The 19,634-nt window shown below is 62.7% G+C and carries 20 protein-coding genes; 7 read left to right on the top strand and 13 right to left on the bottom strand.

What is annotated here, in order from left to right; all coding sequences use genetic code 11:
• Nucleotides 1–177 precede the first annotated feature (177 nt).
• Complete coding sequence (gene speE / locus J2887_RS18635; protein ID WP_227172624.1) at nucleotides 178–1,038, top strand: polyamine aminopropyltransferase; 861 nt, start codon at nucleotides 178–180, stop codon at nucleotides 1,036–1,038.
• A gap of 92 nt (nucleotides 1,039–1,130) precedes the next feature.
• Here speE and J2887_RS18630 read toward each other — a convergent pair whose 3' ends face one another.
• The gene (locus J2887_RS18630) at nucleotides 1,131–2,399 is read right to left on the bottom strand and encodes an ammonium transporter (RefSeq protein ID WP_227172623.1); all 1,269 of its coding nucleotides are present in this window, start codon (nucleotides 2,397–2,399) and stop codon (nucleotides 1,131–1,133) included.
• 73 nt (nucleotides 2,400–2,472) lie between these two features.
• On the bottom strand, nucleotides 2,473–2,811 hold the full coding sequence (gene glnK, locus J2887_RS18625) for a P-II family nitrogen regulator (RefSeq protein ID WP_004578958.1): 339 nt from the start codon (nucleotides 2,809–2,811) through the stop codon (nucleotides 2,473–2,475).
• 418 nt (nucleotides 2,812–3,229) lie between these two features.
• Here glnK and J2887_RS18620 point away from each other — a divergent pair, with 418 nt between their 5' ends.
• The 3 genes from J2887_RS18620 (at nucleotide 3,230) to trmB (ending at nucleotide 5,980) form a co-directional block, all read left to right on the top strand.
• Nucleotides 3,230–3,499 (top strand): accessory factor UbiK family protein, encoded by a 270-nt coding sequence (locus J2887_RS18620; protein WP_227172622.1) that lies wholly within the window; start codon nucleotides 3,230–3,232, stop codon nucleotides 3,497–3,499.
• 87 nt (nucleotides 3,500–3,586) lie between these two features.
• On the top strand, nucleotides 3,587–5,092 hold the full coding sequence (locus tag J2887_RS18615; RefSeq protein WP_227172621.1) for a YifB family Mg chelatase-like AAA ATPase: 1,506 nt from the start codon (nucleotides 3,587–3,589) through the stop codon (nucleotides 5,090–5,092).
• Between the two features lie 135 nt (nucleotides 5,093–5,227).
• Entirely contained in the window at nucleotides 5,228–5,980 is a 753-nt protein-coding gene (trmB, locus tag J2887_RS18610; RefSeq protein ID WP_227172620.1) for a tRNA (guanosine(46)-N7)-methyltransferase TrmB, read from the top strand.
• Between the two features lie 26 nt (nucleotides 5,981–6,006).
• Here the strand turns inward: trmB and J2887_RS18605 are convergent, their stop codons facing one another.
• The 10 genes from J2887_RS18605 to J2887_RS18560 form a co-directional block, all read right to left on the bottom strand.
• Nucleotides 6,007–6,543 carry a hypothetical protein gene (locus J2887_RS18605; RefSeq protein WP_227172619.1) on the bottom strand — a complete coding sequence of 179 codons (537 nt, stop codon included), beginning with the start codon at nucleotides 6,541–6,543 and terminating at the stop codon, nucleotides 6,007–6,009.
• Nucleotides 6,540–7,697: a radical SAM family heme chaperone HemW gene (gene hemW, locus J2887_RS18600; RefSeq protein WP_227172618.1), complete on the bottom strand. Its 1,158-nt coding sequence runs from the start codon at nucleotides 7,695–7,697 to the stop codon at nucleotides 6,540–6,542. Before hemW ends, J2887_RS18605 begins: the two co-directional genes overlap by 4 nt.
• Nucleotides 7,694–8,311, bottom strand: a complete 618-nt coding sequence (gene rdgB, locus J2887_RS18595; protein ID WP_227172617.1) for an RdgB/HAM1 family non-canonical purine NTP pyrophosphatase — start codon at nucleotides 8,309–8,311, stop codon at nucleotides 7,694–7,696. Before rdgB ends, hemW begins: the two co-directional genes overlap by 4 nt.
• A complete protein-coding gene (locus J2887_RS18590; protein WP_227172616.1) occupies nucleotides 8,308–8,760 on the bottom strand; it encodes a DUF4426 domain-containing protein in 453 nt (150 codons plus the stop codon). The genes rdgB and J2887_RS18590 overlap by 4 nt, the downstream gene beginning before the upstream one ends.
• A gap of 2 nt (nucleotides 8,761–8,762) precedes the next feature.
• The gene (metW, locus tag J2887_RS18585) at nucleotides 8,763–9,365 is read right to left on the bottom strand and encodes a methionine biosynthesis protein MetW (protein WP_227172615.1); all 603 of its coding nucleotides are present in this window, start codon (nucleotides 9,363–9,365) and stop codon (nucleotides 8,763–8,765) included.
• The gene (gene metX, locus J2887_RS18580; protein WP_227172614.1) at nucleotides 9,362–10,510 is read right to left on the bottom strand and encodes a homoserine O-succinyltransferase MetX; all 1,149 of its coding nucleotides are present in this window, start codon (nucleotides 10,508–10,510) and stop codon (nucleotides 9,362–9,364) included. Before metX ends, metW begins: the two co-directional genes overlap by 4 nt.
• A 158-nt stretch (nucleotides 10,511–10,668) precedes the next feature.
• Nucleotides 10,669–12,633, bottom strand: a complete 1,965-nt coding sequence (locus J2887_RS18575; RefSeq protein WP_227172613.1) for a dynamin family protein — start codon at nucleotides 12,631–12,633, stop codon at nucleotides 10,669–10,671.
• Between the two features lie 226 nt (nucleotides 12,634–12,859).
• Nucleotides 12,860–13,444, bottom strand: a complete 585-nt coding sequence (locus J2887_RS18570) for a YggT family protein (RefSeq protein WP_227172612.1) — start codon at nucleotides 13,442–13,444, stop codon at nucleotides 12,860–12,862.
• Nucleotides 13,445–13,523: 79 nt separating this feature from the next.
• The gene (gene proC / locus J2887_RS18565) at nucleotides 13,524–14,357 is read right to left on the bottom strand and encodes a pyrroline-5-carboxylate reductase (protein WP_227172611.1); all 834 of its coding nucleotides are present in this window, start codon (nucleotides 14,355–14,357) and stop codon (nucleotides 13,524–13,526) included.
• Between the two features lie 64 nt (nucleotides 14,358–14,421).
• Nucleotides 14,422–15,144, bottom strand: a complete 723-nt coding sequence (locus J2887_RS18560) for a YggS family pyridoxal phosphate-dependent enzyme (RefSeq protein WP_227172610.1) — start codon at nucleotides 15,142–15,144, stop codon at nucleotides 14,422–14,424.
• A gap of 166 nt (nucleotides 15,145–15,310) precedes the next feature.
• Between J2887_RS18560 and J2887_RS18555 the strand changes: the two genes are divergently transcribed.
• From J2887_RS18555 to J2887_RS18545, 3 genes are all read left to right on the top strand, one after another.
• Complete coding sequence (locus J2887_RS18555; RefSeq protein ID WP_227172609.1) at nucleotides 15,311–16,345, top strand: type IV pilus twitching motility protein PilT; 1,035 nt, start codon at nucleotides 15,311–15,313, stop codon at nucleotides 16,343–16,345.
• Between the two features lie 22 nt (nucleotides 16,346–16,367).
• On the top strand, nucleotides 16,368–17,489 hold the full coding sequence (locus tag J2887_RS18550) for a PilT/PilU family type 4a pilus ATPase (RefSeq protein WP_227172608.1): 1,122 nt from the start codon (nucleotides 16,368–16,370) through the stop codon (nucleotides 17,487–17,489).
• A 168-nt stretch (nucleotides 17,490–17,657) separates the two neighbouring features.
• Nucleotides 17,658–19,061, top strand: coding sequence for an OmpP1/FadL family transporter (locus J2887_RS18545; protein ID WP_227172607.1), 1,404 nt, complete (start codon nucleotides 17,658–17,660; stop codon nucleotides 19,059–19,061).
• Nucleotides 19,062–19,110: 49 nt separating this feature from the next.
• On the opposite strand, the gene J2887_RS18540 is transcribed toward J2887_RS18545, so the two are convergent.
• Complete coding sequence (locus tag J2887_RS18540; RefSeq protein ID WP_227172606.1) at nucleotides 19,111–19,476, bottom strand: hypothetical protein; 366 nt, start codon at nucleotides 19,474–19,476, stop codon at nucleotides 19,111–19,113.
• Between the last annotated feature and the right edge of the window lie 158 nt (nucleotides 19,477–19,634).

Genomic DNA, 19,634 nt, shown 5'->3' with positions numbered 1-19,634 from the left:
GTCGGGAATGGCGCCATTGTAGGGCTTCACCCTGGCCTCGCAAAGAGGGTAGCGGTGACGGAGTGGCAATAGGCGTGGCAATATTCGCGGCGACCGCTTCAGCTATGCTGAAAGGACACCTACAATACCGCCAGTTCGGCCCCGTCGGGGCCTGTCATTGGCAAGGGGAGGTCCGTCATGACAACACTGAATGAAGGCTGGTTCACCGAGGTATTCCAGAACGAGGGCACTGCGTTTTCCCTCAAAGTGCGGGAGAAGCTGCACGAGGAACAGAGTGAGTTCCAGAAGCTGGAAATCTACCAGACCGACACCTTCGGTAACCTGATGGTGCTCGACGGCTGCGTCATGCTCACCAGCCGCGACAACTTCCTCTACCACGAGATGATGACCCACCCGGCACTGTTTACCCACAAAGCGCCGAAGAAAGTGGTGATCATTGGCGGTGGGGACTGTGGCACCCTGAAGGAAGTGCTCAAGCATCCCGATGTGGAAGAGGCCTGGCAGGTGGAGATCGATGAGCGGGTCACCAAGCTGTCCGAGCAATACTTCCCCGAACTGTGTGAGTCCAACGGCGACCCCCGGGCCAACTTCTTCTTTGGCGATGGGGTGCAGTGGATGCGGGACATTGAGCCCAACAGCATCGACCTGATCATTATCGACAGCACCGATCCGGTCGGTCCAGCCGAGGGCCTGTTCGCGCTGGATTTCTACCGCGACTGCATGCTGGCGCTGCGGGATGGCGGCATAGTGGTGCAGCAGAGCGAGTCGCCGCTGCTGCATGCCGATACCATCATCCGCGATATCCACAACGACATGAAGAAGGCCGGTCTGAGCCATGTGGTGACGCTGCCGTTCCCGCAACCGGTGTACCCCACCGGCTGGTGGAGCTGCACCATGGGCAGCAAGGACAACCCGTTGCGGTACTTCCGCGAGGCCGATGCCGCCGAGCGGCCGTTCGTCACCCGCTACTACAACGAGGCCACGCACCATGGTGCCCTGGCGCAACCGCAGTTCATGCGGGAGCTGCTGGAAGACTGAGCCGTGTTGCCGTACCGATCATAAAAAAAGGGCGCCGTTGTGATGGCGCCCTTTTCTGTTTGGCGCAGCCGGCGGGGCCGGCTGCTGTGGGATTACTTGGTGCTGACGAACTCCGGATAGGCTTCCATACCACACTCGGACAGATCCACACCTTCGTACTCGTCCTCGTCGCTGACCCGCAGGCCGACGACGGCCTTGATGATGCCCCAGACAATCAGGCTGGCTACGAAGACCCAGGCAAAGATGGTGATGGCGCCGATGATCTGGCCGCTGAAGCTGGAACCGTCGTTGGTGAAAGGCACCAGCAGCAGGCCCAGCAGACCGCAGACACCGTGGACCGAGATCGCACCGACCGGATCGTCGATCCGCAGCTTGTCCATGGTCACAATGCTCAGGACCACCAGTACACCGCCGAGGGCACCAAACAGCGTGGCGGTCAGGGCGCTCGGAGTGGACGGCTCAGCGGTGATCACCACCAGACCGGCGAGGGCACCGTTGAGCAGCATGGTCAGATCCGCTTTACCAAACATCAGGCGGGCGGTGATCAGGGCGGCGATGGCACCACCAGCGGCCGCAGCGTTGGTGTTGAGGAACACCATGGCAACCGAGTGGGCGCTGGCTACGTCACCGAGTTTCAGGACGGAGCCACCGTTGAAGCCGAACCAGCCCATCCACAGGATGAAGGTACCCAGGGTCGCCAGTGGCAGGTTGGCACCCGGGAAGGCGCGGATTTCGCCGTTGGGGCCATACTTGCCTTTACGGGCACCCAGCAGGATAACGCCCGCCAGGGCAGCGGCCGCACCGGCCATGTGTACGATGCCGGAACCGGCGAAGTCACTGAAGCCCAGGTCACCCAGGGAATACAGGCCAAACACTTCCGCGCCGCCCCAGGTCCAGGCGCCTTCCATCGGGTAGATGAAGCCGGTCATGACCACCGCGAACAGCAGGAAGGCCCACAGTTTCATGCGTTCGGCAACTGCGCCGGAGACGATGGACATGGCGGTAGCCACAAACACCACCTGGAAGAAGAAGTCAGAGGCGCCGGAGTAGATGGAGCCGCCCTCGAAGCCGCCTTCACGACCGGCGAAATCCCCCAGCACACCGTCGACGTCGATAGCGCCCATGCCGGAGAGGAAGACATTGCCGTCGTACATAATGGCGTAGCCGCACACCAGGTACATGGTGCAGGCAATCGCAAACAGTGCGACGTTTTTAGTGAGAATTTCGGTGGTGTTCTTGGCGCGCACGAGGCCGGATTCGAGCATCGCGAACCCTGCAGCCATCCACATAACTAATGCGCCGCAAACAAGAAAATAAAAGGTATCTATAGCGTACTGCAGGTGAAAGAGATTGTTTTCCATGTGAAGCCCTCCGCACGAGGCTTTTCAGGTAACTGGATGTTTTTGCGCTGGCTTGAAAATTCCGGTGGCGGTTTTAGACCGCTTCTTCTCCGGTCTCGCCGGTCCGGATTCGAATCGCCTGTTCGAGTTCGGTCACGAAGATCTTGCCGTCGCCGATCTTGCCGGTGTTGGCCGCCTTGGTGATGGACTCGATAACCTGATCGAGCAGGTTGTCGCCAATGGCGACCTCCACTTTGACTTTGGGCAGGAAATCCACCACGTATTCAGCGCCACGGTACAGCTCGGTGTGGCCTTTCTGCCGGCCGAAGCCCTTGACTTCGGTGACGGTGACACCTTGAACGCCAATCTCGGACAGTGCCTCGCGGACATCATCCAGCTTGAAAGGCTTGATGATTGCAGTCACAAGTTTCATTGCTTTCTCCTTGTTGAAGCCGTATCAACAATCGGGGGCCGGGCCCGCCGTTGCAGTCGGGATGCTGCTACCTCGCACACCAATTGTGCGGATTGCGTACCAGGTCAGTAGCATCGGATGTGCCAACGCAAAAAATCTCTTTCTATACAAAAAGTTGGAAAAACCCTGTGCCAAAATGGGACGTCAGGGCGCTCCATTATAGCGCACCGGTTTTGGTCGTGAACCATACTGGTGCGAGCCTGCCAGAGGCGATCGCAGAGCGTGTCGCTGACCCTCTGGACGCGGGCTGGCCCAGTATGGCAGGCGCGGGGGTATGATACACTCCCTCTTCGGTAGCAGGGGCGATCCCGTGCCACACTCTGGCAGAACAATCTGTCAGAGCCATGCCCCCCGCACACAGCAAACAATGAGGTGACTCGTGAAAGGTCCGCAGGATTTTCTGTCCCAGATTCAGGGTCAGTTTGGTCAGTTCGTCCCCGACATGGCGCGCGCCGCCCGGGAAGACTTTGAAGTGCACGCCCGCGCCACGGTGATGTCCGTGCTGTCCCGTCTGGAACTGGTGACCAGGGAAGAGTTCGATGCCCAGCAGGCGGTACTGATGCGTACCCGCGAAAAGCTGGAAGCCCTGGAACAGCGGGTGGCCGAACTTGAACAACGCCAGGCCGAACCCGGTACTGCCGTCGACTAGTTTTCTGTCTGATTTCGGCCCCGGAGTCGATGCGCCAGGAAGGCGCACACCGGGGCTTCTCGCTCTTATCAACCAGGGAAGGTTGTCATGCTTGCCACTGTTCATACCCGGGCCTGCCTGGGTGTCACCGCGCCGTCGGTCACGGTTGAAGTTCATCTCTCCAACGGTCTCCCGGCCCTGTCCATCGTCGGTTTGCCCGAAACCGGTGTGAAGGAGAGCAAGGACCGCGTTCGCAGCGCCCTGCTCAATGCCGGCTTCGAGTTTCCTGCCAAGCGCATCACCATCAATCTGGCGCCCGCCGATCTGCCCAAGGAAGGTGGCCGTTTTGACCTGCCCATCGCACTGGGTATCCTGGCGGCCTCCGGTCAGTTGCCGGCTGCCGCGCTGGCGGAGGTGGAATGCCTGGGGGAGCTGTCGCTGGACGGCGCGCTCCGCGGTGTTACCGGCATCCTGCCGGCGGTGATGGCGGTACGGCAGGCCGGACGGGCGCTGCTGATTCCCCGGGCCAATGCCGAAGAGGCCTCCCTGGCCGGTGCCGAGGGGGTGGCGGCGGGTGATCACCTGCTGGCGGTGTGTGAGCATCTGGCCGGCAGTGGCCCGTTGCCCGACATCGTCCCCATGGCGGAGGACACCGCGCCGCCGGATCAGCCCGATCTGGCCGATGTCCAGGGCCAGCAGGTGCCGCGACGGGCCCTGGAGATCGCCGCTGCCGGCGGCCACAACCTGCTTCTTTTCGGGCCACCGGGGACCGGCAAGAGCATGCTTGCCAGTCGCCTGCCCGGCCTGCTGCCGGCCCTGGACGACAAGGCCGCGCTGGAGGTGGCCAGCATTCACTCCATTGCCGGCCTGCCGATCCGCGCCGGGCACTGGCGCCAGCCGCCGTACCGCTCGCCGCACCACACCGCCTCGTCGGCGGCGCTGGTGGGCGGCGGCAGCCGACCCCGGCCGGGAGAAATCTCCCTGGCCCACCAGGGCATCCTGTTTCTCGACGAGCTGCCGGAGTTTGATCGCAAGGTGCTGGAAGTGCTGCGGGAACCGATGGAGTCCGGCAGCATCGTGATCTCCCGCGCCAGCCGTCAGGTGGCATTTCCGGCGGCGTTCCAGGTGGTGGCGGCGATGAATCCATGTCCCTGTGGCTATCGTGGCCATCCCGCCATTGAGTGCCAGTGCACGCCCCAGCAGGTTCAGCGCTACCAGAGCCGGTTGTCCGGGCCGCTGCTCGACCGTTTCGACCTCCACGTTGAGGTGCCGGTACAGCCCGGGGAGGTGCTGTTGCGACGCCAAGGCGGAGGCGAAAGCAGTGCGGCTGTTCGCCTGCGAGTGATCGCCGCGCGCCAGCGGCAGGCCGACCGGGGAGTGATCAACGCTCGCCTGGCGGGCGCGCAGTTGCAGACCTGGTGCGCACTGGATGCTGGCAGTGAGCGCTTGCTGACTCAGGCGATTGAACGGTTGGGGCTGTCGGCGCGGGCGCTGCACCGTATCCTGCGGGTGGCTCGCACCATTGCCGACCTGGCCGGCGACGGCCAACTGGTCCAGGGCCACCTGGTGGAAGCGTTGGGGTACCGCAAGCTCGATCGCAAGCCAGCGGGTTAGTGTTCCGTGCGGTTCATTCGCTGACTTATTGCGCCGCAGTCCGGTATGAGCCGGTGCCGCCGGTTCTGGTAAACTGTCGGGTTATTGATGACGTAATCTTTCCCACACTGACAACCAGCGGGTTGAGGACAGCCGATGACAGATCGCGATAACCAAACGGACCAACCTTCGGTCACATCCCCGGCCACATCTCCGGTTACATCTCCGGTTACTACGCGGCGGGGTATTCGCAGCTTTGTGTTGCGTCAGGGCCGGATGACGGTGGGCCAGAAGAACGCCTTTGACCGCTGCTGGCCAAAGTTCGGCCTGACCCGGGAGCAGGGCATGATTGACCCCCGTGAGGTCTTTGGCCGTGAGGCTCCGCTGAACCTGGAAATCGGTTTCGGCATGGGCAAATCCCTGGCGACCATGGCCGCGGCGGCGCCGGAACAGGACTTTATTGGCGTGGAAGTGCACCTGCCTGGGGTCGGGGCGCTGCTCAAGGAGGTTGAGGATCATGGCCTGGAAAACCTGCGGGTCTACAACATCGACGCCAACGACGTGATTGACCTGTGTCTGCCGGACGCCAGCCTGGACCGGGTGATGGTGTTCTTCCCCGATCCATGGCACAAGAAACGCCACCACAAGCGCCGGTTGGTGCAGGCGGAGTTCGTCCAGCGGCTGCGCCACAAGCTGCGGGTTGGCGGCATTCTGCATCTGGCGACGGACTGGGAGAACTACGCCGAGCACATGATGGAAGTGATGCAGGCGTCGGAAGGCTTTGCCAATACCGTGGAGGAAGGCGGCTTCTCACCGCGTCCGGACGACCGCCCGATCACCAAGTTCGAGCAGCGCGGTGAGCGTCTGGGTCACGGTGTCTGGGACCTGTTGTTCCGTCGCACCAATTGATATGCGGGTGAGGTGCGGGGCGCCGGCTATCTGGACGTTTCCAGTGGATGCCGGCGCTCGGCCCTGATCACCAGCAGGCCGGCACCGCCCAGCAGCAGGGCGGTGAACTTGATCATCGCGCAGAGCGCGGCCGCCAGGCTGACGCTGTCCGATGGTGCTGACAGGTTGTTGAGCAGCAGGACGTTCTCCGCCACATCACAGACGCCCGCGCCGACAAACAGGGCCCGTACCGAATGGCCCACCTTGCGTTCGCGAATGCCGGGACGGTCCTGCAGCAGGTAGCCGGTCAGGGCCAGCAGACTCACCACGTAGATCGCGATGAACAGGAAATCGAGCCACAGTGAGACCTGAGCCCACAGCATTCCCTGTTCACCCCAGCTGGTGAGGATGGCGAGAGTTCGCTCGGCGTTGGAGGCCAGCTCCAGATCAACAATGCCCTTGCTGGCCACCGGTGAAACCAGTAGCTGATTGATGGCCAGCAACGTCAGAAACAGGCCCAGGGTGGCCAGCAAGCCAAGTTTCAGAGATCTTGGCAGTGGCGGCAGGGTGGCTTCGTGCTTCAAAGAAAACGCTCCAGCAGACTGTTGAGGTAGCGGTGCCCCTGTTCCGTGGCCTGCAGGCGGTCCTGTTCCAGCAGTCCTTCGGATCGTAGCTGTTCCAGTAATACCGCAATCGATTGCAGTGGTAAACCGGTGCGTTGCTCAAACACTGCCTCGTCCACGCCCTGACGCAGGCGCAGCGCATTCATCATGAACTCCAGTGCCAGCTCATCCGTCGCTATGCTTTGCTGGCCCGCGGTGCGGCTGCCGATGCGCTTGAGGTAGGCGTCGGGCTGGCGGGTTTTCCAGTAGCGGCGTATCGAGCCATCGGTGCCGGTGAGCTTGCCGTGGGCGCCGGCGCCCAGGGCGAGGTAGTCGCCGAAGGTCCAGTAGTTGAGGTTGTGACGGGAGGCCTGGCCGGGCCGGGCCCAGGCCGAGACCTCGTAGTCGCGGAAGCCGGCCTCGCGAAGCCGGTTGCCGCCCTGACAGTAGATCTCCCAGAGCCGGTCGTCGTCCGGCAGGTCCGGCGGGCGGCTGTAAAATTCGGTGTTGGGTTCCAGCGTCAGCTGATACCAGGACAGGTGCGGCGGTTGCCAGGACAGGGCGGCCTCGATGTCCGCCAGGGCCTGGTCGACGCTCTGCTCCGGCAGGCCGTGCATCAGGTCCAGGTTGAAGTTGTCGAAGCCGGCATTGCGGGCGGCTGCAATCGCCCGATGAGCGCTGTGGTCATCGTGGATGCGGCCCAGCGCCTTCAGATGGTCGGGATTGAAGCTCTGGATGCCCAGCGAAAGCCGGTTGATGCCGGCGGCGCGAAAGCCCTCGAAACGGCCCTGCTCGACAGTACCGGGGTTGGCTTCCAGGGTGATCTCGGCGTTGTCGGCAAAGTCCAGCTGTTGCGCCAGGCCGGCAAACAGCTGGCGATAGAACTCCGCCGACATCAGCGAGGGGGTGCCTCCGCCAATGAACACGGTCTCCACCCTGCGGCCCTGGATCTGGTCGGCGTCGTGCCGCAGGTCTTCCAGAATGGCGGCGAGGTAGTCGGACTCCGGCGGGGTGCCGTCGAGGGCGTGGGAGTTGAAGTCGCAGTAGGGGCATTTGCGCACGCACCAGGGCATGTGCAGATACAGGCTGAGTGGCGGCAGCGCCGGTCGGGGTGCTGCCGGGATGGTGTTGCTCACGTCGGTGCGGCGGAGCTGTCCAGCAGCGCCAGCAGTTGCCGCAGGGCGCGCCCCCGGTGGCTGAGCTGGCCCTTGTCGGCGCGACTCAGCTCCGCCGCGCTGCAGGACCGTTCCGGTACCCAGAACACCGGGTCATAGCCAAAGCCGCCATCGCCGTGGCGTTCGCTCAGAATCCGTCCGGGCCAGCGGCCGTGGCAGATCAGCGGCGTGGGGTCGTCGGCGTGGCGCAGGTAGACCAGCACGCAGTGAAACTGGGCGCCGCGGTCGGTTTCCGGCACGTCCGCCAGGGCGGCCAGCAGGGCATCGATGTTGTCGCCGTCGCTGGCCTGGTCGCCGGCAAAGCGCGCCGAGCGCACGCCCGGTTGCCCGCCCAGGGCGTCCACCGCCAGGCCGGAATCGTCGGCCAGTGCTGGCAGTCCGGTACTGCGGGCAGCATGACGGGCCTTGAGCAGGGCGTTCTCGACGAAGGTGACCGCCGGCTCTTCCGCCTCGCTGACGCCGAGGGTTTTCTGCGCCACCGGGGTCAGCCCCAGGGGGGACAGCAGGTCAGTCAGTTCGGCAAGCTTGCCGGCGTTGTTGCTGGCGATCACCAGCCGGTTGTCGGTGTCGGTCATTCTTCGTACAGCGTGTGGGCGAATCGGATGGGCAGGTCGGTACCAGCGCCGGTGGGGCGGGCGGTGACATGGAATGTCAGCAGCTCACCGGGGCGGTACTGGAACTCACTGATGAAATACACCGCGTCGCCTTCCTGGATGCGGCGAAAGGCGAGAAAGCGCGGTTGCTGGATGTCGTTGAGCACCTTGCCCTCAACCTGGCCGCTGACGGTCTGCAGGCCTCCCAGCTCGTTCTCTTCCATGATGCTGATGTTGAGAATGCCGATCGCCTTGCTGCGGTTGAGATTGTTCTGGGCCGCCACCTCGGGCTTCAGGAAGGTGCTGGGAAACACGCTGTAGTGGACTTCGTAGTCGTCAAAAGCCACCGATTCGGCCTGGGCAGCAACGCTGGTCCAGGCCAGGGCAAGCGCCACCAGGGTACGGCGGGCGAGACGCGGAAGCGGAATCATGGTCAGTCCTCCTGGCGAGTAATGCGGTAAATGGCGATCTGGCCGAGCATATTGGGCCACAGCCGGCTGAGCCAGCGATCCTGGTGCTGGCCATCCACCACGGTGCGGTTCTTGATGCGGATGTTCTTGCGATGGCACAGCGCCTCGAAATCCTTGAACGTACACAGGTGGATGTTCGGGGTGTTGTACCAGCGGTAGGGCAGGGCTTCCGACTCCGGCATTCTTCCGCGGCGCATCAAATACCAGCGTAGTCGCCAGTAGGCGAAATTGGGAAACGTCACGATGCCCTCGCGGCCCAGGCGCAACATCTCGTCCAGCACCCGGTCGGGCCGGCGCACGGCCTGCAGAGCCTGGGTCATCAGCACCACGTCGAAGCTCTGGTCTTCGAAGTTCTGCAGCCCCTGGGTGTCCAGGTTCTGTTCGATCACCGCCACCCCCCGGGCCATGCAGGTGGTGATGTGGTCGGGGTTGATTTCCAGACCGAAACCGCTGGCCTGTTTTTCCCGCTGCAGGTAGTCCAGCAGGGTGCCGTCACCGCAGCCCAGGTCGAGGACGTGGCTGCCGGACTGAATCCATTGTTCAATGATGGCCAGATCGGTTCTCATGCGTTCACCTCCCGGGCGACCCGGCTCATGTAGGCACCGAAGGCATCGGTATAGCGGGGTGTGGGAATCAGGAAGGCGTCGTGTCCCCAGGGCGCGTCGATCTCGGCGTAACTGACCTTGCGGCGGGCGGCGATCATGGCGTTCACCAGCTCCTCGGAGCGTGCCGGGGTAAAGCGCCAGTCGGTACTGAACGACAGTACCAGAAACTCGCAGCGGGCCTGCTTCAGGGCCTCGGACAGGTTGTTGTCGAAGTCATAGGCGGGATCGAAATAGTCCAGCGCCCGGGTCATCAGCAGGTAGGTGTTGGCATCGAAGGACTCGGAAAACCGCTCGCCCTGGTACTGCAGGTAGCTCTCGACCTGAAACTCGACGTCGTATCCGAACTTGAACGCCTGATCCCGCAGCTCACGGCCGAACTTCTCCCCCATGGAGGCATCCGACAGGTAGGTGATGTGACCGACCATGCGGGCCAGCATCAGCCCGCGTCGGGGCAGGGTGCCGTAGTCATGATAGCGGCCGTTGTGGAAATCGGGGTCGCTGGTAATGGCCTTGCGGGCCACCTCGTTGAAGGCAATGTTCTGGGCGGTCAGACGTGGGGTGGAGGCAATTACCACCGCGTGCCGCAGGCGGTCCGGGTAGGTCAGGCTCCATTGCAGCGCCTGCATGCCGCCCAGTGAGCCACCCACGACGGCGGCCCATTGGGTAATGCCGAGATGATCCGCCAGCCGTGCTTGGCTGTGGACCCAGTCAGCCACGGTAATCACCGGAAAATCGGGGCCGTAGGGGCGGCCGGTGTCCGGGTTGATCGACATCGGCCCGGTACTGCCGTTACAGCCCCCCAGATTGTTGAGGCTGACCACGAAGAAGCGGTTGGTATCGATGGGCTTGCCGGGGCCGATACAGCTGTCCCACCAGCCCGGCTTGCGATCCTCGGGGCTGTGATAGCCGGCGGCGTGGTGATGGCCACTGAGGGCGTGGCAGATCAGTACCGCGTTGCTGGCGTCGGCATTGAGTGTGCCGTAGGTTTCCACCACCAGATCGTAACGGCCCAGGGTCTGGCCGCAGGCCAGGGTCAGGGGCTCTTCGAAAGCAATGGTCTGAGGGGTCACTAACCCGACAGAGTCCGGCGGCAGGGATTCGGGCATCGGCGCGTAAGGCTTCCTGGTTGGGTCCGTTAAACGTTGGCAGTGACGGCTGGCAACCCTCCGCCTGTAGACGGGGTAAGCGATTGCCAGCCATGCAGTTTATCGGCGGCCCTGTCAGCCTGCAACCGCCGTGGGAATGGCGGCGGGATGAGCCGGCATCAGGCGATGCCGGAAATGTTCACCACTTTCTGCTGGATCAGGGTGGGGGCGGGCTTGCGGATCTGCCGCTGCATGTTTTCCGCCAGCTCGAGCTGACGACGCAGGTCGGCGATGGTGGTTTCCAGGCGGCGGCGCTGGGCCTTGCTGTCGCGCTCATTGCGGACCATGTCCCGCAGCCGGCGTACCTGGTGCTCCAGCAGCTGCTTCTGTTCCATCGAGTACTGCATGATGGGCAGCAGCGCCTCGCTGGGCCAGCGGTCGACATCCTTGCGGACGCGGGCGTGCAGCGTTCGGGCCTCGCTGACCAGCACGTTGAAGAAGCGGCGGATCAGCAGGTTCTGCTCGGTCAGCAGGTTGCGCGGGTTGAGCCGGAACCGGTTGGCTTTCTTGCGCAGCTCCCGCACTGCAATCACGTGACGGCCGGCCCGCAGCGGAATGGGCTCCAGGTGACGGGCGCGGGTGTCTTCGTTGTAGCGGCGATAGATCGCTGACACCATCTTTTCGGCCAGTTGGCCTTCGCTGAGCAGGTTGTTGAGATCGCTTTCCAGCAGCTCGAAGAAGTGATCCATGCCCCGGGTCAGGCCGGCGGTGGTCCAGCTGGTGGTCAGAATGTCGCGGGTCTTGGTGACGTGGGCCTCAAACCGTTCCTCGCTGACCAGCTGACTCAGGGCTGTGCCTTGGGACTGCATCAGCCGGCGGCTGGAGCGCAGGGTGATCAGCTTCTTGTAGTAGAAGTCGTAATCGCGCTGGGAGCGGTCCGCCAGCTTGCGCAGGGCGTCGCGGTCGACATTGGTGTCGGAGCAGGCGTCGTATTCTTCCTCCAGCACTTCCAGCCGGCCCATGATGGCGGCCTGGGAGTTCTGCAGCATTCCCAACAGGTCGTTGATCAGACTCTGGGTGATCAACTGCTCCTTGTGCATCAGGATGCGATCGATGATCAGCTGTTCCAGGCACGGCAGATTGCTGCGCTGGAACTTGGCCTCGTCGTTGCGAACCCGGGCCAGCAGGCCCTGCTTGGCGGACACCGGGATCACGTCGGTTTGGCGGATGCCCAGGTGGTCGGCGGTGTATTGCTGTACCCGCTGGATGGCGTCGCGGGTGTGCGCCTCGCCCTGGAGATCGTCCCAGAGCACGTCGACCTTGTTCAGCACCGCAAAGCGGCCGGCGCGATGGTCGGCGTGTTCGGTGTCGATGTGTTCCTTCCAGATCGCCATGTCGCTGGCGGTGACGCCGGTGTCGGCGCTGAGCAGGAAGATCACGGCGTGGGCCTTGGGCAGCAGGCTGATGGTCAGCTCCGGCTCGGAGCCCAGGGCGTTCAGGCCCGGGGTATCCAGGATGCGCAGGCCGCGCTCGAACAGGGGGTGGCGAATGCTGATCTGGGCGTTGCGCCAGGCCGGAATCAGGACCTTGCCGGGCTGTTCCCGGTCGGTCTCCAGCATGCTCTCCTCAAAGCCCAGTTCGCGGGCTTCCAGGGGCGTCACGCTCTTGGTGCGGGCGACTTCTCCCAGCACTTCCCGCATCACCTCAGGATTGTTCTCGTCCAGCTCGTGACGAACCCAGTCCTGGGGCTGTTTGCGCAGTTGTTGCAGCGAGATGTCCTGACGACGGGTCTCGATCGGCAACAGCAGCAGGTAGTTTTCATTCTGGTTGCGGTCGAAGAACAGCTCGGTGGGGCACATGGTGGTGCGCCCGGCCTGGGACGGCAGCATGCGCTGGCCGTAGCTCGAGAAGAACAGGGCGTTGATGAGCTCGGTCTTGCCGCGGGAGTATTCGCCGACGAAGGCGATGGTGAGCTCGTCTTCGATCAGCAATTCCAGGCCGTGACGGATGCGGCTGCTGATGTCGTCCGAGAACAGGTCGTTATCCTGCAGCCAAAGCCGGTAACGGCTGATCTGCCGGATCAGTTCTTTCTTCCATGAATGGTAGGCTTCCACCTGCTGGGACAGGCTTCCGTATGTCTTCATCGCACCGACCTTTACCAGATTGTAATGGGCAATAGCAGAATATTACTGCAAAACCGACAGAAACCTGCTGCCGCCCCGACACCCTGGTCGGGCGGCGGCAGTCATGAACCTGTAAAGATCCGGGATAGTGCGTGAAAAATTTTGTTAAATCAATTGGCTGGATTCGGGTTTGCGAACTGTTTCCAATTGTATTGCTTTGTAACTGATTGCAGGTTTGTGACCGGTTCTACAAACCCACGCCAATCGCGCCAAGGCCGGCGGCCATGGCCATGCGCTGGACCACCTCGGTCAGCACGCTGAGAATCAGGAACACGACAATCGGCGACAGGTCGAGGCCGCCAATCGGTGGCATCAGGTTGCGCACCGGGCGCATCACCGGCTCGGTGATCTGGGCCACCAGCTGGATCGCCGGGTGATGGCTGGAAGGTGCGATCCAGCTCACCACAACCACAGCGATCACTGACCAGAAGTAGATCTTGATGATCAGCCCCAGCACCGTCAGCGCTGACCAGGTCAGCAGGGTGATCGGGTTGATGCTGGGCAGGCCGCCATTGAGGGTAAACAGGATCAGCACGTAGGCCAGGGCCTGGATCAGCACCGCCAGCACCAGCGATGCGCCATCAATCCCGCCCCAGCCGGGGATGATCCGCCGCAACGGACGCAGCAGTGGATTGGTGGCCTTCACCACGAACTGGGAAATGGGGTTGTAGAAGTCTGCCCGCGCCAGTTGCAGCAGAAATCGCAGCAGCACGATCGTCAGATAGAACGTCGAGACGATCTGCAGGACAGTGATCAGAATGTGCGCCAGCATGAAGCCGAGTCTCCGTTGACGGAAGGGTTTCCTGGGTTATGTGGGCAGGGCGGGGCGGATGCAACCCCGCCAGCCAGTCTCAGTCGTCGCCGGCCAGTTCTTTGGCCATCACCTCGGAGCGGCTGAAGGCGGCCTGGTAGGCTTTCTCCACCAGTTCCCGCAGGCCACCGTCCTCGAAGGTGTGGATGGCCTGCTCGGTGGTGCCTCCCGGCGACATCACGTTGCGTTTGAGCTGGGCCGGGTCGTGCTCACTCTGGGCGGCCATTTCGGCGGCGCCGGCCATGGTCTGGATCGCCAGTTCACGGGCCGTGCCCGCTTCGATGCCGGCCTTGGTCGCGGCGGCTTCCAGCGCTTCCAGCATCAGGAAGAAATAGGCCGGGCCACTGCCGGAGAGTGCGGTCACGGCGTGCAGCAATTTCTCTTCCGCCACCCACTGGGCGGAGCCGATGCTCTTGAACACCGCCTCCACGCTGGCTTTCTGGTCGTCACTGACCTGGCTGTTGGCGTACAGACCGGCGGCTCCCTTGCCCACCAGTGACGGTGTGTTGGGCATCACTCGCACCAGCGGCAGGCCGCCGCCGAGCCAGTTGTCGAGGGTGGCGGCTTCCAGGCCGGCGGCGATGGACACCATCAGTGGCCGGGTGTTCTGGGCCACCGGGGCGATATCGCGGCAGACGTCGGCCATGACCTGGGGCTTCACCGCCAGGACCACGATGTCGGCCTGCTGCGCACAGTAACGGTTGTCGGTGGTGATGCTGACCCCGAAGCGCTTGCGGATGGCCTGCAGGTGCTGGTCGTCCGGGGCACTGACCCAGATGTTCTCGGCGTTGAACCCATTGGCGATCATGCCGCCGATGATGGCGCTGGCCATGTTGCCGGCACCGATAAAGGAAATGGTGGTTGCTGTGCTCAAGGTGGGCTCCCAGTGTCTGTCGCGCGGATGTTTGGGTGATAACGGTCTGGCCGATGATAGCAGATTATGCCGGCGGTCTTGGTTCGCCGGGTGGCGGCCGGCGGCCGAACAGGGCGGTCCCGACGCGCACGCAGGTAGCGCCTTCGGCAATCGCCAGTTCCAGGTCACCGGACATGCCCATCGACAGGGTGTCCAGCGCCGGTAACTGCGGAGTACTGGCGTTGATGCGCTGCTGCAGTTCCGCCAGACGCCGGAAGCTCTGACGCAGTGCCGGCTCCGGGCGATCGGGATCGGGAATCGCCATCAGTCCCCGCAGCCGCAACCGGGGCAGCTCGCGGATCTGCTCGGCCAGCGTCATCGCCTGGTCGGGGTGGCAGCCGGATTTGCTGGCCTCCTCATCAATATTGACCTGCAGGCACACCTGCAGCGGCGGCAGTGTCGTCGGGCGCTGTTCGCTGAGGCGGCGGGCGATTTTCAGACGGTCAACGCTGTGCACCCAATGGAAATGCTCGGCAATGGCGCGGGTCTTGTTGGACTGGACGGGGCCGATGAAGTGCCATTCCAGCCCCGGGAGGTCGGCCAGTTGCTCGATCTTGTCCAGCGCCTCCTGCAGATAGTTCTCACCGAAAGCCCGTTGCCCGGCCGCCACCGCAGCGCGCAGGTCATCCGCCGGCCGGGTTTTACTCACTGCCAGCAGCGTCACCGAGCCCGCCTCGCGGCCTGCGCTGATTGTTGCTTTTTGTATGCTTCGGGTTACGCTCTCTATGTTGTCTGCTATGCTGCTCATGGTGTCAATCCGGCAAAATTCGGCGTTTGGCCAACACGTTACCCCCGGGCCAGGAAAATGCCAAGCGCGTGCGCTGCCTTCGGCCAGGCGTACCGTCCAGGCCTGTATCTCCTTGCCCCAACCGGGTTGTCCGCAGGAACCAAGAAAAAGCCTTCCGAGGACCTCTATGGATATTACTGAACTGCTTGCCTTCTCGGCGAAACAGGGCGCGTCTGACTTGCACCTGTCTGCCGGCCTGCCTCCGATGATTCGTGTGGACGGTGACGTCCGGCGCATCAACCTGCCACCGATGGAACATAAAGAAGTCCACGGACTGATTTATGACATCATGAACGACAAGCAGCGCAAGGATTTCGAGGAGTTTCTGGAAACCGACTTCTCGTTCGAGGTGCCCGGCGTGGCCCGTTTCCGGGTCAACGCCTTCAACCAGAACCGCGGTGCCGGTGCGGTGTTCCGGACCATTCCGTCCAAGGTGTTGACCATGGACGATCTGGGCATGGGGCAGGTGTTCAGGGACATTTCCTCGGTACCCCGCGGGCTGGTGCTGGTGACCGGGCCGACTGGTTCCGGTAAGTCCACCACCCTGGCAGCGATGCTGGACTATATTAATGACAGTCGCTACGAACACATTCTGACTATCGAGGACCCGATCGAATTCGTCCACGATTCCAAAAAATGTCTGGTGAACCAGCGGGAAGTACACCGGGATACCCTCGGCTTCAACGAGGCCCTGCGTTCGGCGCTGCGGGAAGACCCCGACATCATCCTGGTAGGTGAGCTGCGGGACCTGGAAACCATTCGCCTGGCACTGACCGCGGCAGAGACCGGTCACTTGGTGTTCGGTACCCTGCACACCACCTCGGCAGCCAAGACCATCGACCGGGTGGTGGACGTGTTCCCGGCGGAAGAGAAGTCCATGGTGCGGTCGATGCTGTCGGAGTCGCTGCAGGCGGTTATCTCCCAGAGTCTGATGAAGAAAATGGGCGGTGGCCGGATCGCGGCCCACGAAATCATGATCGGGACCCCGGCCATCCGAAACCTGATCCGGGAAGACAAAGTGGCGCAGATGTACTCGGCGATCCAGACCGGTGGCTCGCTGGGCATGCAGACCCTGGATCAGTGTCTGGAACGACTCCTGCAGAAAGGTCTGATCTCCCGCGAGGCGGCCCGGATGAAGGCCAAGATGCCGGACAACTTCTGATTGCTAAGCACAGGGAACAGCCATGGAATTTGAAAAACTACTGCGCCTGATGGTGGACAAGGGCGGTTCTGACCTTTTTATCACCGCTGGTGTGCCCCCCAGCATGAAGGTCCACGGCAAGGTGCTGCCGGTGACCAAGAATGCCCTGACCCCGGAGCAGACCCGGGAGTTGGTCTACGGCGCGATGAACGACAAGCAGCGGGCCGAGTTCGACGAGACCCACGAGTGCAACTTTGCCATCAGTGCCCGCGGTATCGGCCGTTTCCGGGTCAGCGCGTTTTTCCAGCGCAACCTGTGCGGCATGGTGCTGCGGCGAATCGAGGTGAAGATTCCCCAGATCGATGACCTGTCGCTGCCGGAGATCGTCAAGGATCTGGCGATGACCAAGCGCGGTCTGATTATCTTTGTGGGGGCCACCGGTACCGGTAAGTCCACCTCCCTTGCCGCGATGCTGGGGCACCGTAACCGCAACAGCCGGGGTCACATCATCTCGATTGAGGACCCGATCGAATTCATCCACCAGCACCAGGGCTGTATCGTGACCCAGCGGGAAGTGGGGATCGATACCGAGAGTTTCGAAGTGGCGCTGAAGAATACCCTGCGACAGGCGCCGGATGTGATCCTGATCGGCGAGATCCGTACCAAGCAGACCATGGAGTACGCGGTGCAGTTTGCCGAGACCGGTCACCTCTGTCTGGCCACGCTGCACGCCAACAACGCCAACCAGGCCCTGGACCGGATTATCCAGTTCTTCAATCCGGACCAGCACAACCAGACCTGGATGGACCTGTCCCTCAACCTCAAGGCCATCGTCGCCCAGCAGTTACTGCCGACTCCGGATGGCAAGGGACGTCGCGCGGCCATTGAGGTGTTGATCAATACCCCGCTGGTGTCTGACCTGATCCGCAAGGGTGAGGTTCACAAGCTCAAGGAGCTGATGACCAAGTCCACCGAGTCCGGCATGCAGACCTTCGACCAGGCGCTGTACCGGCTCTACGCCGACGGCCTGGTGACCTACGAGGATGCCCTCGCGCACGCCGACTCGGCCAACGACCTGCGTCTGATGATCAAGCTGGGGACCGATGCTCAGGGCGCCGACAAGCTGTCCTCCTCCGTCGACAAGCTGTCGATCCAGGGCGACTGAGTCGTCTGTAACGCAGCCAGTGCGGACGGCCTGGCTGCGATCCTCCTCCCTTTTATCTGGCTTGCGACTTTAGTCGTAGTTGGTTGTGTCCCTGAATGAATAGTATTGGCATTTGAGGCCATTACCGTGTCGTGCGTATACTCCGCCGCATTCCAAAAAGGGGGAGTTATGTACAAAACAACACGTTATCTCGTCTCTGCCGCCCTGATTTCCGCGCCTGTCGTGGCATCCGCTGGAGGTTTCTCGCTCAATGAGCAAAGCGCCAGCGCCATGGGTGTGGCCAACGCGGGGGCTGCCGCCAACCCGGAAAACGCCACCACGGTGTTCTTCAATCCCGCCGGCATGAGTCAACTGGAAGGCAACAACCTGTCGTTCGGTGCCGCCATCCTCAACATTGACGCCGAACTGGACCGTCCGACCGGCTCCGCCACCGGCGCTGCCGGCGCCCCAGTGGATGGCAGCAGTGGTGGTGACTTTGCTCCCCTGGCGGTCCTGCCCAACCTGTACATGACCTATGAGGTGAACGACAGCGTCGATGTCGGCTTCGGCATTCACGCCCCCTACGGCCTCAGCGCCGACTACGACAACGACTTCGTGGGTCGCTACTTCGCCGACAAGACCGAGCTCACCGCGATTGCCTTCAGCCCCTCCATTGCGCTGAATGACGGCAACGGCTTCTCTATGGGCTTCGGCGCCAACCTGATCTACGCCGAGGGCCGGCTGTCGAAGTTTCAGGACTACAGCCAGAACTACCAGCAGGCGCAGGCATCCGGTTATGGCGGTCCGGCGTTTGAGGAAGGCTATTTCGATGTGGAAGGTGACGACATTGCGATGACGTTTACCTTTGGTCTGTTGTGGGAGGTCAGTGACCGCACCCAGTTTGGTCTGACTGCCCAGACCGGTACTGAACTGGAACTGGAAGGCGAGGCAACCCTCACCAACGTACCGGTGCCACAGATTGGCGCCGGTGGCCTGAACATGGCGTTCACCAACCTGGAGGAAGACGCCCGGGTACCGCTGGAGATTCCCGAGAGCATCTCCGTGGGCGCCCGTCATCAACTGACCGACAGCGTGACGTTGCTGGCCGGAGCTACCTGGGCCAAGTGGTCCCGTTTCGTGGCGCTGGACATCGAGAGCCGGGAACAGAATGGCGCGATCTCCACCGGCGTTGGCGCCCAGGACAAATACGGTCGTCCGGGCATGATCGGCCACGTCTCCGAAAACTGGAACGACACCTGGCAGGCCAACGTTGGTGTGATCTGGCAGGCGTCCCCTGCCTGGGCATTCAAGGCCGGTTACGCCTACGACCAGACACCGGTGGACGAGAGCTACCGTACCGCACGGATTCCGTCTGATGACCGTCAGTGGCTGACTCTGGGTACCCAGTATGCCGATGCCCGCAGTGGCTGGACGGTCGATGTGGCGGCGGGTGTGCTGCTGTTTGACGACGTAGACGTGGATGAGCGCGAGTACAACGTGGACGACGAGCCGCTGGCCAACGCCGCCCGTTTCCAGGGCACTTACGAGCTGGACGCCTGGGGCGCCTCAGTGCAGCTCAGCAAGCAGTTCTGACCTGCCGCTGACTTGACTCGACAGACGGCTCCGGCAGCGCCCGGGGCCGTCATCCCACCACCTGCCCCCGATAGATCACCTTGTTCCTTGGCGGTTCCGCTGCCACGCCAACCCGTTCCCGATCATTGCGCTCGATATCATCCGCCAGGCGCTGGCCGCGGTATCGGCGGCTGCGGTCCCCCTCCGGGTGCTCCGGATCAAAACCGGGAATCTGATGCTTGAGGCTGTCCCAGGTCCTGACCAGTTGGGTTGATCGGGTGCGTCCGGCGAAATCCGCGAGCAACTGGGGCAGCCGGTCTTCCGTGAGATGGAGTTTGACGCCGAATTCGGAGTGAATCAGTCGACGGCACTGGTGAACCAGCTTGAGCCGACCCGGGTCCAGTAACCAGTTCTGTTCTGGGGCTAGGGTGGTCATAGGTACTGCTCCTGCTGACAAGGGTCACATCCTGGCTGCAATGGCAGCCGACAGGAGAGCCCAAGCGAAAATCGTGCCGTGCCGCCACGGCGCGGTTTGAGTGTCGTTGGCGGGTGTCCGAGATAAGAAAACGCCCCAAAAGGGGCGTTTATTCAGAT

The sequence above is a fragment of the Marinobacter sp. CA1 genome (genome assembly GCF_020546665.1).
Taxonomy (GTDB): Bacteria; Pseudomonadota; Gammaproteobacteria; order Pseudomonadales; family Oleiphilaceae; genus Marinobacter; species Marinobacter xestospongiae.
This window is presented reverse-complemented; position numbering and strand designations above follow the sequence as displayed.

Bases quoted from the DNA above. Each gene is read 5' to 3' on its own strand.
- rdgB (WP_227172617.1), bottom strand. From the start codon at position 8,311: ATGACCGACACCGACAACCGGCTGGTGATCGCCAGCAACAACGCCGGC.
- J2887_RS18545 (WP_227172607.1), top strand. From the start codon at position 17,658: ATGTACAAAACAACACGTTATCTCGTCTCTGCCGCCCTGATTTCCGCG.
- J2887_RS18570 (WP_227172612.1), bottom strand. From the start codon at position 13,444: ATGCTGGCGCACATTCTGATCACTGTCCTGCAGATCGTCTCGACGTTC.
- metW (WP_227172615.1), bottom strand. From the start codon at position 9,365: ATGAGAACCGATCTGGCCATCATTGAACAATGGATTCAGTCCGGCAGC.
- trmB (WP_227172620.1), top strand. From the start codon at position 5,228: ATGACAGATCGCGATAACCAAACGGACCAACCTTCGGTCACATCCCCG.
- J2887_RS18590 (WP_227172616.1), bottom strand. From the start codon at position 8,760: ATGATTCCGCTTCCGCGTCTCGCCCGCCGTACCCTGGTGGCGCTTGCC.
- speE (WP_227172624.1), top strand. From the start codon at position 178: ATGACAACACTGAATGAAGGCTGGTTCACCGAGGTATTCCAGAACGAG.
- J2887_RS18630 (WP_227172623.1), bottom strand. From the start codon at position 2,399: ATGGAAAACAATCTCTTTCACCTGCAGTACGCTATAGATACCTTTTAT.
- J2887_RS18540 (WP_227172606.1), bottom strand. From the start codon at position 19,476: ATGACCACCCTAGCCCCAGAACAGAACTGGTTACTGGACCCGGGTCGG.
- J2887_RS18555 (WP_227172609.1), top strand. From the start codon at position 15,311: ATGGATATTACTGAACTGCTTGCCTTCTCGGCGAAACAGGGCGCGTCT.
- J2887_RS18560 (WP_227172610.1), bottom strand. From the start codon at position 15,144: ATGAGCAGCATAGCAGACAACATAGAGAGCGTAACCCGAAGCATACAA.
- J2887_RS18615 (WP_227172621.1), top strand. From the start codon at position 3,587: ATGCTTGCCACTGTTCATACCCGGGCCTGCCTGGGTGTCACCGCGCCG.
- J2887_RS18575 (WP_227172613.1), bottom strand. From the start codon at position 12,633: ATGAAGACATACGGAAGCCTGTCCCAGCAGGTGGAAGCCTACCATTCA.
- metX (WP_227172614.1), bottom strand. From the start codon at position 10,510: ATGCCCGAATCCCTGCCGCCGGACTCTGTCGGGTTAGTGACCCCTCAG.
- glnK (WP_004578958.1), bottom strand. From the start codon at position 2,811: ATGAAACTTGTGACTGCAATCATCAAGCCTTTCAAGCTGGATGATGTC.
- J2887_RS18550 (WP_227172608.1), top strand. From the start codon at position 16,368: ATGGAATTTGAAAAACTACTGCGCCTGATGGTGGACAAGGGCGGTTCT.